At 40.2% G+C, this 15,547-nt stretch carries 10 protein-coding genes; all 10 read left to right on the forward strand.

Annotated elements, in window-relative coordinates:
- The first annotated feature begins 40 nt into the window (after nt 1-40).
- The 10 genes from T501_RS03595 (at nt 41) to T501_RS03640 (ending at nt 15,164) form a co-directional block, all read left to right on the forward strand.
- Nucleotides 41-1,597 (forward strand): glutamate synthase subunit beta, encoded by a 1,557-nt coding sequence (locus T501_RS03595; RefSeq protein ID WP_044913348.1) that lies wholly within the window; start codon nt 41-43, stop codon nt 1,595-1,597.
- Between the two features lie 306 nt (nt 1,598-1,903).
- Nucleotides 1,904-2,866, forward strand: coding sequence for an alpha/beta hydrolase (locus T501_RS03600; protein WP_026510206.1), 963 nt, complete (start codon nt 1,904-1,906; stop codon nt 2,864-2,866).
- Nucleotides 2,867-3,025: 159 nt separating this feature from the next.
- Nucleotides 3,026-3,775, forward strand: coding sequence for a L,D-transpeptidase family protein (locus T501_RS03605; protein WP_049945741.1), 750 nt, complete (start codon nt 3,026-3,028; stop codon nt 3,773-3,775).
- A gap of 292 nt (nt 3,776-4,067) precedes the next feature.
- Nucleotides 4,068-5,243 (forward strand): aldo/keto reductase, encoded by a 1,176-nt coding sequence (locus T501_RS03610; protein ID WP_044913350.1) that lies wholly within the window; start codon nt 4,068-4,070, stop codon nt 5,241-5,243.
- Nucleotides 5,244-5,493: 250 nt separating this feature from the next.
- Complete coding sequence (locus tag T501_RS03615) at nt 5,494-8,322, forward strand: ATP-binding protein (RefSeq protein WP_050008112.1); 2,829 nt, start codon at nt 5,494-5,496, stop codon at nt 8,320-8,322.
- Nucleotides 8,322-9,635 carry an ABC transporter substrate-binding protein gene (locus T501_RS03620; RefSeq protein ID WP_044913351.1) on the forward strand — a complete coding sequence of 438 codons (1,314 nt, stop codon included), beginning with the start codon at nt 8,322-8,324 and terminating at the stop codon, nt 9,633-9,635. Before T501_RS03615 ends, T501_RS03620 begins: the two co-directional genes overlap by 1 nt.
- Nucleotides 9,636-9,719: 84 nt before the next feature.
- On the forward strand, nt 9,720-10,778 hold the full coding sequence (locus T501_RS03625) for an HD domain-containing phosphohydrolase (RefSeq protein WP_442856336.1): 1,059 nt from the start codon (nt 9,720-9,722) through the stop codon (nt 10,776-10,778).
- Between the two features lie 138 nt (nt 10,779-10,916).
- Entirely contained in the window at nt 10,917-12,764 is a 1,848-nt protein-coding gene (locus T501_RS03630) for a S41 family peptidase (RefSeq protein ID WP_044913354.1), read from the forward strand.
- Nucleotides 12,765-12,885: 121 nt separating this feature from the next.
- Nucleotides 12,886-14,517, forward strand: coding sequence for a hypothetical protein (locus tag T501_RS19940; RefSeq protein ID WP_050008113.1), 1,632 nt, complete (start codon nt 12,886-12,888; stop codon nt 14,515-14,517).
- Between the two features lie 80 nt (nt 14,518-14,597).
- Entirely contained in the window at nt 14,598-15,164 is a 567-nt protein-coding gene (locus T501_RS03640; RefSeq protein ID WP_026510201.1) for a rhomboid family intramembrane serine protease, read from the forward strand.
- Nucleotides 15,165-15,547 lie beyond the last annotated feature (383 nt).

A 15,547-nucleotide genomic window follows, 5' to 3' on the forward strand; every position in this document is an offset into this window, starting at 1 on the left:
ATACAGAGAGTTATTCCTCAGGACCGGGATGAGGTGAAAGATGGGAAAGGATACAGGCTTTCTGGAATATAAAAGAACAAATAATACAGATATCCCTCCTGCAGAGAGAATACTGAATTTTGAAGAATTTCATAAGCCACTTGATACAGACAGCAGACGCAAGCAGGCGGCAAGATGCATGAACTGCGGTGTTCCGTTTTGCCAGTCAGCAATGAATCTTGGCGGCATGGTCACAGGATGCCCACTGCATAATCTGATACCTGAGTGGAATGATGAATTATATAAGGGACATGATGAGCATTCATTTGCAAGGCTTCATAAAACCAGCAATTTTCCTGAGTTCACAGGTCGTGTCTGCCCCGCTCTTTGTGAGAAAGCATGTATGTGTGGTCAGTATGGAGATGCGGTAACTGTACATGATAATGAATTATTCCTTGTGGAAACAGCTTTTGAAAAGGGATATATAAAGCCGGTGGTACCTAAAATCAGAAGTGGCAAAAAGGTAGCTGTTGTAGGAAGCGGACCTTCCGGACTTGCTGTGGCTGATGAGCTCAATCACAGAGGACATCTGGTGGAAGTATTTGAAAGAGAAGATGAGATAGGCGGTCTTCTCATGTATGGAATTCCCAACATGAAGCTTGATAAAAATGTTATTAAGCGAAGAAGAAAACTGATGGAAGATGAAGGTGTGATATTCCACACAAGCGTAGATGTGGGAAAGGATAAAAAAGCTTCTTCAATTCTTGATGGTTTTGATGCAGTTGTGCTTTGCTGCGGATCCAAGAAAGCAAGACCACTTGCATTAACAGGTTCTCAGAAGGGTAATGACCATGGAAGCATCCTTGATCCGTCTGCTACAAAGGGTGTTTACTATGCTGTGGATTTTCTTACAAGTACCACAAAGGCATTGACACAAAACGATTCTAAATCTTTAATGGATGCTATTGGCTCCGGGGATAAATCAGTTGAGGTACTTAAGAAAAAAGGCGGATACATAGATGCAGCAGGTAAAAATGTTGTGATCGTAGGTGGCGGAGATACCGGTAATGACTGTATCGGAACTGTGATAAGGCATGGTGCAAAGTCAGTTACAGCACTGGAAATGATGCCAAAGCCTCCCGTAGAGAGAACAGCAGGTAATCCCTGGCCGGAGTGGCCAAAGGTCTTAAAGACAGATTATGGTCATGAGGAAGCGATTTATGTTTTTGGAAATGACCCCAGAGTTTTTGAGACTACAGTTAAGAGCGTTGAAACAGATAAAAAGGGAAATTTAAAGCAGATAGAGACTGTAAAGGTCGCCTTTAAAGATGGAAAACTTACAGAAGTTCCGGGAACAGAGAAGAAAATTAAATGTGATCTTTTGCTTATAGCAGCCGGCTTCGTTGGATGCGAGGACTATACAGCTGATGCGTTCTCCTTAAAGAGAACAGGACGCGGAACAGTTAGTACTATAGATAACAGCTACCGTGTTGATGGCACAAAAGTTTTTTCAGCAGGAGATATGAGGAGAGGCCAGTCCCTTGTTGTGTGGGCTATTGCAGAAGGAAGAGCCTGCGCAAAAGAAGTTGATGAATATCTGATGGGATATACAAATTAAGGAAATAGTAATATAAATAAAAACTTCCGGCAGTAAAAAGGTGAAGAACCATTTTTCTTTCGGAAGTTTTTATTATTTTTTGAGCACACTATTTCGTTTCCTATGGTATGATTTGATAGTTGCGTCTATCTTATATTTTATAAGGTGAATTCAGGAAACTATGACTTCTTGAACGCAAAAAGGTAACAGCGTTCAAGAATCCTGCGTTCCGCAGGACACGCCCCTCGCTTTGCGAGGGCCTGGTCCAGTACGATTATTGAATTTCTGAGGAAATTCAATAATCTATTAAAAGGAGAAGTTGGGGAAATGAAAAAAGGAATACTTAAGAAAGTACTGATTATCGCAGTGAGTGCGGTGGCAGTACTGGTAGTTGGCGGATCTGTAGCTATGGGAGGATATGTTACTGATCAGATTCTATACCAAAACAGAAATAACGATACAGTAGCTAATAGTGTTTTGCAGCTTGAGATGTGGAATTATGATCTTGAAGGATTCCAGAGCAGGTATACGGGGCAGGACATAAGCGTTACAGCAGAGGATGGAAACGAGATTCCCGGTACGTATTATGATAATGGCAGCGATAAATGCGTTATTCTTGTTCACGGTGCAGGCGGAGACAGAGTATTTAATGCACCTTGGGCAGAAGCTTATCTGGAGAGAGGATTCGATGTTATAACCTATGATCAGAGAGGGCATGGAAAGAATCCGGATAAAAAGGTCACCTTTGGAATTCATGAGCAGAGGGATGTTAAGGCACTTGTTACGTACGCGAGAACTGAGCTTGGAAAATCTAAAGTAATTGTTCACGGTCAGTCAATGGGCGGCCAGACTACAGCTTTATATGCATCAAATGTGACACCGGGAGAAGTGGACGCTGCAGATGCGGTTATATGTGACAGTCCGGTTCCTGGTATGGAAAGCTTTCTGAGATTAATGTTTGGTGATGGACCAAAGGGTGCATATTCACCTATGTCCAATTATCTCATTGCCACCAGTAAAATATATATGAAGCTTTTTAAAGGAATTGATTATGCTGACGGAGATACAGTTAAAGCGGTCAAAAATGACAAGCTTCCGACAATGATTCTTATTTCTGACAGAGATGAAGTATGCCTGCCGGATATGGTGGAAGAGGTATATGAAAATGTTGGAACCGAGGATAAAGAAATGGCGATTATTGACAGTAGCCATATCAGAGGAATCGTTGATGACAAGGAAGAGTATATGGCCTTTGTTGATTCCTTTCTTAAAGAATACGGACTATTTTAATTAACTAAAACCTGCGCTGTTTATTTGAGGCATGGGGAATCAAGGTAGTTATAATTAATGTTTTTCCTTGTTGGACATCTGTTGGACAGTTCCTTTTATACTAAGATACATGTTCGCTGGTAAGTTAACATTATTACTTATGTATCAGAGGTTTGTGTTTTGAGGACCGTTTTATTTGTAAAAATAATGGCAGTATATGCTCTGGTATTTACTTTTACCGGATGTACTTTCAAGAGTTTCAGCAAAGCTTCAGATCCTGTGACAAAGGATACGGCAGTAGTGACTCAGCTTCGGGAATCTCCCGAATGGGTTGCAGACATGCCGGAGGCTGAAAATGCAGATCAGCTATTTGTGGTAGCCAACTATGAAGGTACAACAGCCTGGGTTTCCATGCATGAAAAAGATGCAGACGGAAAATGGCAGATGATCATGACAACACCTGGCTATATTGGCAAAAACGGCCTTGGCAAAACAAGGGAAGGAGATGGTATGACTCCCCAGGGAGTTTTCACTTTCGACAAAGCCTTTGGAATAGCCGAGGATCCAGGATGCTCAATGAATTACATACAGGTTGATGAGAATGATTATTGGTCCGGTGATGAGGCATCGGGAATGCACTACAACGAGATGGTAGATATAAACGATTATCCAGATCTTGATGTAGCCGATAGCAGACATATAGCAGATTATATCAGAGAGTACCGATACTGCTTGAATATAGATTACAACAAGGAAGGAGAGGCAGGAAAAGGTTCGGCAATTTTCCTTCACTGCCTTGGTGCAAGAAAACCGTATACAGGGGGTAGTATTGCAATACCTGAAAATCAGATGAAGTTTGTTATGCAGCATGTGAAATACGGCTGTGTAGTGGTTATTGATTCTGTCAGTAACCTTGGAGCAAGCTTCTAAATATAAATTGCTTATTTTCCTATCCATATTTTTCCATACAAAATGACATGCCTGAGTATTATGGCATGTCATTTTTGATATATAAAGGATTTCCCGGAAGCATTTACTTTTGATGATAAAAGTTATATATTTGTATATATAAATTGCGCACAATAGAATGTTGCTAAATTATGAAACAGGTAAAAAGTCCTAAGGAATCAATGACAGCAGGACTCATCCCATAAATGGGATCCTCCTCATGCCGAATAACCGTAAGCTGTAGCCCTTAGGACCAGGTACGGAGGTTATGACTATGCAGTACAGAAAAGACAGGTATGGAAAAGATATATCCCAGTTGGGATATGGATGTATGCGTTTTACAAAGAAGGGGACCGCTATTGATTATGATAAGACCAAGGGCGAGATACTTCACGCAATTGAGTCAGGGATCAATTATTTTGACACGGCATATATTTATCCCGGAAGCGAAGAGTGCCTTGGACGCATACTTGAAGAATCAGGTAAAAGAAAAGATGTGAGTATAGCCACAAAGCTTCCGCAATATCTTATGCGTTCAGATAAGCAGATAGAGAAGACTTTCAGAGATGAGCTTGCACGCCTCAGAACAGATTACATAGACTATTATCTTATGCATATGTTCACAGATTACAGCGAGTGGGAGCACCTTAAGAGCCTTGGAATAGAGCAGTGGATCAAGGATAAAAAAGCATCCGGAGAGATTAGAAATATAGGCTTTTCTTATCATGGCGACACAGATATGTTTTTGAAAATATTAAATGCCTATGATTGGGATTTCTGTCAGATCCAGTACAATTATCTGGACGAAAATTCCCAGGCAGGAAGAAAGGGGCTCGATGCAGCTGCAAAGAAGGGAATACCTGTTGTGATAATGGAACCCTTAAGAGGAGGCAAGCTGGTTAATCTTCCCACTAAGGCTAAGGAAGAGCTGGCAGCTCATTCCACAAAGTATTCTCCGGCTGAGCTGGGATTAAAATGGCTTTGGAATCAACCGGAGGTTACCTGTGTACTTTCAGGAATGAACTCCATGGAGATGCTTGATGAAAATATCAGAATAGCATCAGAGACTACTCCCGGAATCTTTGTAGATGAGGATTATAAATTAGTAGACAGAATTAAAAAGATAATAAAGGAGAGGGAAAAGGTAGGATGTACCGGCTGCAGATATTGCATGCCATGCCCTAAGGGAGTAGATATTCCCGGTAACTTCCATTATTACAACCTGATGTACATGGAGAAGAAATCTGCAGCAAGATTTGAATTTGCACAGAATATGGGACTTAGAAAAGAACCCGGTTTTGCTTCCCAGTGCATTGAATGTGGTAAGTGTGAGCAGCACTGCCCTCAGCATTTAAATATCAGAGAAAAGCTTAAGGAAGCTGACAGAGACTTAAGACCATTACCATATAAGATCGGAATAGATATTGCGAGAAAGGTTCTGGTACATTAAAACATAATCAGCTGCATAAAAAACTCCGCCCTTTTTAGAGGCGGAGTTTTTTCGCTTTATATGTTTTTGTTTAGCCAATAGGAGCTTGTTCTTACATAATTTTAATTGTTTTTTCATAGTTTATTACTCTATTTTTCATGAAGGGATTTGTATAATTGAAATATATTTACTGAGTTTTTGTTAGTGTAACTTGTTTTATATTAGCCTTACATAATTGCAAACTTTTTGACCAGCATCGGGAGGTGGAGGCGTGAAGAAAACGCTTATCATTGTTATCGACCTGGCAATAATGGTGTTGATACTTTTTTTCATAATTCAATATGCCAATGCCAAGATGCGTGAGAGCAATGAGAGCGTTATTGTGGCTTTTGAGAAAATGACTGTCACTGCCGAACAGATTATCACGAACTATCTTGAGGATGAGCAGCATCTTTGTGATATATGGGCAAATTATATTAATCGTTCAGCTGAAGCGGGAACGCCTATGACTGCTGAGGAAGCGATTTCATTTATCAGAAAGGCTAAGATTTCACCGGTTATCTATGGCCATCTGATACTATTGGATGAAACTTCAAAAAGCGGAATATCTACGCATCCGTCCTCCAAGGACCCAAATGATTTTTCGGTTTCATACCACAAGATCAATCTCTTTGACAAGCTGGATGAAATCAGCAGAGAAGATGGAGTTATCAGTCTGACAAGGGCATATACGAATCCCCAGAATGGGGTACAGTCAATTGCATTCATGAATTATGTCACCATACTGGATGAGGATAACGGGAAGACTAAAGAAGCGCTTTTGATGCGCGTTGAACCGGTAAGCATGTTGGAGGATAAGTTTGTCTTTCTAAAAGGTGAGTATGAAAATGTTGAGATTTCTCTAATTAATAAAGACGGAGATTATCTGGTACATGGTAAATCTCTGAAAAATTCCAATTTTTTTGAATATTATAAATCCTATAACGATGTGAATATCACAGATTATAAAAAAATGACGGACATGGTTACGACCAGGACCGGGACCATGACAATGATGAATTCAAAAGGAGAGGAATGTGTAATTTCATATACTCCTATTAAATCGTTGAATACCTGGTTTCTTCTTTCATATATACCGTCTGTTGAACTGAAGGCAACGAATAGTGTTGTAGACTGGCTGCTGCTGGGTATGGTTACCCTTGGCCTTATGGGGCTTCTTGTTTTCAATTATCTGGTGCTTATGTTCTACAACAAAAAGCTGGTAGAAGCTGCGGAGGAGGCAAATCAGGCGAATGAGGCTAAATCTCACTTTTTATCTACCATGTCACATGATATCAGAACGCCCATGAATGCTATCCTTGGACTTAATGAGATGGTTCTGCGTAATAGCCGCGAGGAAGAAATTGTTGCGTATTCCGAGAGTATCAGGACAGCCGGGAAAACTCTGCTTGGGATTATCAATGATATTCTTGATTTTTCTAAAATAGAAGCGGGCAAAATGGACATTATATGTGTGGATTACAATTTTGTTTCCATGCTGAATGACCTGGTGAACATGGTTCAGGGAAAAGCTGAGGACAAGGGGCTTTTATTTAATCTGGATGTGGACAGGAATATCCCTATGATAATGAATGGAGATGAAATCCGCATAAAGCAGGTTATCACAAATATACTTTCAAATGCCGTGAAATATACAAAAGAAGGCTCTGTTACCTTTAAGGTCGGCTTTGAAAAAATGGAAGATAATCCAGATTCGGTAAGGCTTCTCATAAGTGTCAGCGATACCGGAATTGGTATAAAGCCGGAGGATATGAAGAGTCTGTTTAAGGCTTTTGAGCGTATAGAAGAAAATAGAAACAGGAATATTGAAGGAACAGGACTTGGAATGAGTATTGCCCAGAGCTTTCTCGATATGATGGGAAGCCACATAGAAGTTGAGAGTGAATACGGAAAAGGGTCGACTTTTTCTTTTAAGCTGGTGCAGGGCGTAAAAGACTGGAAGCCCATAGGAAATTATGAGGAGACCTTTAAGCGTGCTGTTTCAGAAAGAAAGAAGTACCGGGAGAGCTTTTCTGCTCCCAATGCAAAGGTGCTTGTGGTTGATGATACTATCGTAAATCTGTCTGTTTTCAAAAATCTGTTAAAGTGCACTAAAGTACAGATAGATACAGGAAGCAGCGGAGATGAAGGCATATCTCTTTATAGAAAAAATCATTATGATGTCATTTTCCTTGATCATATGATGCCTGAAAAGGACGGTATCGAGACACTTAAGGAAATGAGAACAATTAATGATTCTTCAAATGCCAAGACTCCGATAATATGTCTAACCGCCAATGCTATTTCAGGTATGCGTGAAATGTATATAAATGCAGGATTTGATGATTATATAACTAAACCTATTGATCCGGACAGGCTTGAAGCGATGCTGATTCAGTATCTTCCGGAGGATAAGATCAATTCTGCAGATGAAAATGCCGTGGAAGATGACAACTTTATACCGGATTTCATCTGGGAACTGGAATCGATTGATGTGAATACAGGTCTTACTTACTGCGGAAGCAATGCTACATATATGTTCACTCTGAAGGCTTATCTTGATGCCGCCGGGAAGAATGCGGATGAAATTGAAAAGTACTGGAAGGCAAAAGATTATAAGAATACTACGGTCAAGGTCCATGCTCTAAAGAGTACCTCAAGAATGATCGGGGCCCAAAGGCTTGGAGATTTGGCAGCCCGCCTTGAGAAGGCAGGTGAGTCAGGGGATGTGGAAACTCTTGAAAATGAATTAGGAAATCTCCTTTATATGTACAAGGAACTTGTTAAAGATCTTGAGCCTATAAGGGATAGAAAGAGCGAAGAGGTAAAGGCTGAAACAAATGATGAGAGACCGCTTATTTCAGAGCAGGATATAAAAAAGGCATATGAAGAACTATCAGGATTTTGTGCATCATTTGATTACGATAGTGTGGTGAATACCGTGCAATCTCTTGAAGCCTATAGATTTCCCGAGGAGGAAAGAGAGCGGTTTGAATCACTCAAAAAAGCTGTTGATGATTTTGACTATGACCTGATACCGGGGATACTGGAGGACAATTAATGTTTGTTAAGAAAGTAAATGCAAAAAGAATTATGGCATCAATACTTGCCATGGTAATGGTAATAGGTACTTCTGCCTGCGGACAAAAACAAGATAAAAATGCAGAATTCAAACCTGCGTTGCCAACAGAAACAACCTGCAAAATCAAGGTTGCCGGAAGCTATTCAAATTTTGAATCACTCGAGAGCGAATTTGAGCGCTTCTATGAATACTATCCAAATGCAAGTCTCAATTATGTTTATCTGGATGATTACGATAATACCATTGCCAGTGCACTTATGAGTGATGAAGCTCCTGATATTTACGTCACGGCATCATGGATGCTTGACGAAGAGAGAATGAAGCCGGTTTTGGACAATGCTGAGATTTTGTCTGATCCTGAACTTAATATTGATTTGGAGTGCATACGAAAAGGAGCAAGGTGGAGCCTTGAAAACGGAGATGTCATAATGCTTCCTATTTTCACAAGGTCATATGGAATGCTTGTGAATATGGATATTTTTGAAAAGAACTCCCTTAAGGTTCCCGGGAATTACAAGGAGCTTGTTGATGTATGTGACAAGCTGAAGGCAGCAGGCTACGAAACGCCTGTTATGGGAGCAAACGGAACCACTGTGGCAGGAATGTATTATGCTTTTTCATTTCCTCTTTTTTGCGACAGTGTCCTGAAAAATCCGGAATCGGTGGCTTCTCTTAATTCTATGGAGAAGTCCGCGGGAGAGATGATGCGCCCTGCTCTTGAGAAGATAAAGACTTTTGTGGATGAGGGATATTTGAATCCCGGTGTCTGCACAGATGAAATCGCTGATGATTATGATGCAGTAATCATGCGCTTTTTCGAGGGAGATGTTCCTATTATGCTTGGAAGCGGAGATATGGTTTCCGGTACACAAAAGCGTGAGAGTAAGTCAGAGGCTTTTCTTGCAAATCCGTTTAAGTACAAATTTTTCGTGGTACCGATTGGAGATGATGGCGGGTATTTCCTGGATTCGGTTAACCTGTTTTTCAGCGTAAATAAAAACAGCGCCAACCTGGATATGACAAATGAATTCATCAGATTCCTTATGAGAGAAAAAGAACTGGGCAACATGGCTGCAATCAAGAGACTTATTACTCCAACCAATGATTTTTCACTGGATGAAGTCTATTCGTCTCTTGAAGGATTTCCGGAGGACCGGGCTTTCAGTTATCAGGAAACGGGACTTAATGATGCTGTTAACAAGGAGTTTCGTGCAGCTGCTTATAAGGTTGCAAACGGCACCATGACTGTGGATGAGGCTGTTGGTGCCTATGGAAGCTTGTGGGATCAATGATTGTAGACATGTGTAATCTGGTGTGAATAGAAAATCATGGGATAACATAGGTGTGTTTGGTTTTATGTTGAACCAATATTGCCCATGGCGGATTTTGTGATTGCCAGGTGTCATCAGAAAGGATATTTAATGGAAGAGCGTGTAGTAGTTGTAGATGATGATGCAATTATATTAAGGAGTGCCAATACTGTTCTTTCAGAAGCCGGCTTCAAGGTTACATGCCTGAAAAGCGGCAGGCTTTTGCTGGATTATGTAACGAAAAATCCGATAGATATGCTTCTTTTGGATATTAAAATGCCTGAGCTTGATGGTTTTGAGACCATGAGACTTCTTCGTGAATGGGAAAAAGAAAACGGAAAAAAGGAGATACCGGTTATTTTTTTCACTGCGAATGATGATTGTGCTGCAGAGACAGTCGGGCTGTCTTTGGGAGCTATGGATTTTATAAGAAAGCCCTTTGCAGCTGAAGTATTAACGCTTCGTGTCAGACACCTGATCGATCTTATAAGACTCCAGCGTGATCTACATGCTGAAGTTGAGAGAAAGACGAAAGAAATAGAAGGTATGTCTCTTCATGTAGTGCAGACCCTGGCAGATGCCATAGATGCTAAGGATGCTTATACAAAGGGACATTCAGGAAGAGTTGCCGAATACTCCAGGGAAATCGCAAAAAGAGCAGGTTACTCTTTTGAAAGGCAGGAAGAAATATATATGATGGGACTTCTTCATGATGTGGGAAAAATCGGAGTGCCGGATGCGGTAATCAATAAGCCCGGAAAACTCACAGATGAAGAGTTTGAGAAGATAAAAACACATCCCGGCAGGGGTGCGAAGATTCTGCAGAATATTGAAGAGATGCCCACACTTTTCATTGGAGCCAGGTGGCATCACGAACGCTATGATGGCAGAGGCTATCCCGATGGATTATCCGGGGAGGAAATTCCCGAGGAGGCAAGGATCATCGCCGTTGCAGATGCCTATGATGCCATGACAAGTAACAGAAGCTATAGAGGCGTTATCTCGCAGGATGTTGTCAAAGAAGAGCTTGAGAAGGGCGCCGGAACTCAGTTTGATCCGAGATTTGCGGCGATAATGCTTGAGATGATAAATGAAGATGTTGATTATAAACTTCATGAGCACTAGGTAAATTAGCATATCGACTTGGATACCGTTAATATGTGATAGTTTTGGAATGTATTTTTTGTAACCTATTGACTAATTGTAGAGAAAGCTTAATGCTGGCTTTTTGCACATAATTAAGAAAGTATAGAGAGTGTAATTATGACTAGGAGAGCAATTTCTGTTTTGATTTTAGTGTTGTTTACAGCTGTAATTACATTATGGGTGTTTCCTAAAAAGGGTGGATATACAGAACGTTCGGTCAAAGTATTCTCCTTCGAGGATGAAATTGGAGAATTCAGCCTTCGATTCTATAATGTGACGCCTGACATTCCTTATATGGGAATGAATGAATATGCACAGTTTATTGGTAGACAGCCCTTCAATGTTCAGCAGAGTGAGGATGGGACATATGTGCTGGAAAATTGGAATGGTGCAAAGCTAATCTGCGATTCGGAGAAAGGACAGATCTTTGTACAAGACTGGAATGCCTTCATGGCTTTGCCAATGCCGCTTGAGAAAAGGGCAATGGGATTAAAGGACGTGAGCCTTGATTTTGTAAGGATTGTAGATGTTACCTATGAGGGGGAGGCAACTCCTGTTACATTCGATTTTGCAAAATACGGTATCAGGTTCTATTCCGATGAGCACGACATCTATTTTCCGGTATCAACTTTGTCAAACATGATGACGGACATTGCGACTAATTATATGGTATATGATGGAGAGAACCTCCATATACAGCCTATAGTTGAAAATGGCGTAATTTTTGATTCAGCATATATTTCAGATATGATATTGGCTCAGATTTGTGGGGAGGATAGGCCGGAAGACATCATAAGGCAGTGCTATGCGGATCTTTGTTTTAACTTCGATTATTTCTACGGACATCCCGGGACGGCAGTTTTAGATAAAGCGCTTGATGATAAAGGGCTGGATATGGCCCTGGAAAGTCTTGGGGAAGAAGGAAAGTCAATCAAAGAAGGCTTGCTTTCTTCATCCCTTGAAATATACTTGGATAATCTGACAAAACTGTTTTTTACATATTTAGGTGACGGACATACTATATTTTCAGGTGAGAGTGGAATAGCTACGATTCTGGATCGCGGTATTAATGATGCATTTGTTAAAAGAGCAGAATCATCGTATATGGAAGGATTATTAAATAATCCTATTTATTCTCAGCAGATGAAGAATGAAATGATCAATGTACAGAGAGCACTTTGCTGGGGAGAAGATAACTATCGTGAATATGGTCGTACAGCAATCATTCGTCTTGATTCCTTTATGCCGGATGAAGCCGCCTGGGACAGCTATTACAATAATGATGGAGAGTTTCCTGATGACAGTCTTGGAACAGTCATAACCGGTCTGGAGAAGGCATCTCAGAATCCCAAAATTGATAATGTGATATTCGACTTATCCTGTAATAATGGAGGAAGCCCGGATCCAATGATGATGATTTTGGGGATGACTACCGGGCAGGATAAGCTTTATGGTTGGAATAACATTACCCGTCAACCAATGGCTGTCACATTTGAAATCGATGCAAACTTTGATGGAGTGTATGACAAAAAGGACAAGGAAGTGAAATATGATTTCAATTATGGTGTGCTGGTGACGCGACATGCCTTTTCCTGTGGGAATTTGTTTCCGATAATTATACAGGAAGAAGGGGCGGTTCTTATAGGAGAACCTTCCAGTGGAGGAGGATGCAGCGTCCAGATTGGAAGCGACATAGAGGGCTTATATTATTGGATGTCAAGCGGTCAGTGGAAGTTTAGGGATTACGAAGGTGATTCAGTGGAAGGTGGCTGCAGCATAGATGTTCCGATCAAAACAGGTACAATGCAGATTACTGAATTTGCCGGTGACCCCTATGCCGATATGATTTCCGCAATATTTGGCAAGGAGTTGATAATTCCAGCGTATCAGGAATATTTTGAAGACAAGGATTTGGATGAAATTATGAACGAGTGGTTCAGTGAAGAACTGGATAAAGCTTCATAATAGAAATTACTTATTTGCTGATATAATGAGTCTGTTGTTATAATAAGCGTCAGATAAATCTGCCGCTTATTTAACTTTTAAGAAATTTATGATAATTTGAATTACGAGAGGAGATTTGGGGATGAAAAAGTTTTCAAGGCTAATTGCTATTGGATTAGTTATAAGCAATATACTTGTTCTGGGTGCTTGTGGGAAGCAGGCTACCTTCAATGGAAGCAAGACAGGGGATGCAAATCATTTTGATATTGACTTTGAGACACTTAATACATCATATTCCTATGATTTAGAAATGAAGGCAGGAGAGAGTATCGATGTATCTGTTGAGAAACAGGCAGGAGACATTTCCATAACTATACAAAAAGGTGATGAAAAGCCTATCTATCGTGGAAATAACATGGAAAGTACTGACTTCAAGGTTGGCATAAACGAAGAAGGAACTTATACATTGACAGTATCCGGTGATAACGCAAAAGGTCATGTAGTTATGACAAAGGAACAAGCGGAGCAGGATGAAGTTGATACCGAAGATACTGCAGGCGAAGTTGTTACAAGTGAAGAAGACACCACTGGCAAGACGCAGGAAGAAGACACTGCGGGTAAGGCAAAGGGAGAAGACGCTGCTGACAAGGCTAATGAAGATGACACTAGTGCCAAGGCGAAGGGAGAAGGCACTACTGGCAAAGCGAATGAAGGAGATGCTTCTGCCAAGATAAAGGAAGAAGATAAAACCATGAAGCTATATGACCAGCTGATTAAAAAAATATTATCAGGTAAAGAATCGCTATCTGATGAAGCTGAGTCATATTCATACAGTGATGCTACAGCTCCGGGCTACGCTCTTTACGATATAGATAAAGATGGTATATGCGAATTCTTCGTAACAACAGATATCAAAAACTTATGGCATACTTATGCTGTCTATTATATAAAGGATGGCAAAGTTACATATGGTGCTCTTTTGAATGGATATATGCCCAAGGATGGTTTGTGGACATTTGGCTTTGACTTCTATGATCAAGCTTACAAATACACCGGTAGCGATGGATTTGTACAGGTATGGGAGTTAACATATCCTTTTGAAGACGAAACTTACGGTAGTATTACGTATGAAGGGAAAGAGTCAAAGGATATTTCTTTGACTGAAATAAATGAACTTTTAGCTGACGAGAGCATTCAGCCCGATGATATAACTTGGGAACCACTTACAGAAAGTACAACTCTGACAGGTAAAATAGAAGAGAGCATTTTGGGCGATAAAATTGTGGAGAAAGTGACCTGGAATAACGGGCAGGATGAATATGACTACAATGGTGGAGCAGATACAGAATTTTCTTTTCATATGAGCGATGGAACTGTGCAGGTATTAAGTGCAAAGTATAACCCCATGATAACCGGGATGGAAATGGTTGATATAGATAACGATGGAATAGAGGAATATATTCTAAATGCATCCTTTGCTAATACTACAGGTGAATATGCCTTTCTTTATGCTTTTAAATTTGTAGATGGTAATGTTATTCAACTCTATCCTACAACAGATATTCCGATATTTGCAGAGGAGACCTGGCCGAGGCAGACAAGGGGAGACCTTTCAAATACAAGTATTGTAACCGTGGAAAAGGACGGAAAGACACTTAACGCTCTGGAAGTTTCCCTGATTGAAAAGGTGTATAGCGAAGAAGGTAATACAGTAGATGAAATTTACCATGAGACGCTTATCTATAACGGTGATCATTGGGAAGAGCTTAAATAATGGATACAATCTTTTTTAATTATCTGTAATGTACTAATGCATTAGTATTTGATAAGTAAAAGTGGACAGGATTATTACATATGAAAAGATTCAAGATTACGTTCAATTCTCCGGTTGTATTGGGGTTCATATTCATAAGCTTTTTTGCTTTAGTATTTGGATATTTGACAGCTGGTATGAGCAATAGGCTTCTGTTCATCACATACCATTCAGCACTGAGTGATCCTTTTACTTATGTGAGATTCTTTACGCATGTGTTGGGACACAGCGGGTGGGATCACTATATTGGTAACGCAGCGTATATTTTGCTTCTGGGACCTATGCTTGAGGAAAAGTATGGCTCTAAGAGGATTCTGCAGGTGATTCTGATTACAGCTGTAGTGACAGGACTTATAAATTATCTTCTGTTCTGGAATGTAGCTCTTTGTGGTGCAAGTGGGGTGGTGTTTGCATTTATTCTTCTGACATCTTTTACAAGTTTTAGAAACGGAGAGATTCCGTTGACATTTATTCTTGTAACTATTGTCTTTATCGGACAACAGGTGTATGAAGGCCTATTTTTGATGGATGATATTTCTAATTTAAGCCATATAGTTGGTGGAATTATAGGAGCAATAGCAGGATATAAATTGAATAGGAAAAAATAGGAGAAACAGCCTGCTATTTACAACTTGAAATGGCAGGTGGATTATTGATTATTATATTACGTAAAACGGAGAACAGAACCAGAAATATGACTGCTCTCCGTTTTTATATGGGAAAATTTTGAAAAAAGAATCAGATTAGAAGTTTTTACAAATCCCTCCTGACATGTTAATATTTATTCGCTGTGTCAGGACTATTTTACATTAATATGGTGTAAAAATGGTACCCGACGTGGTACTCGGTACAAATACCAGAGATAACAAATGGTTTAAACAAGGCTTTTTTAGAAGGAAAATATACAAAAATGAAACTAGGCATTGCGCGGCTCCACCATTTTCACGTTTCGTCACGCTAGGTTCCAAATGCTTATATTTCAGGATAATCG

Origin of the sequence: Butyrivibrio sp. WCE2006, assembly GCF_000701985.1 — a bacterium.
Taxonomy (GTDB): Bacteria; Bacillota; Clostridia; order Lachnospirales; family Lachnospiraceae; genus Butyrivibrio.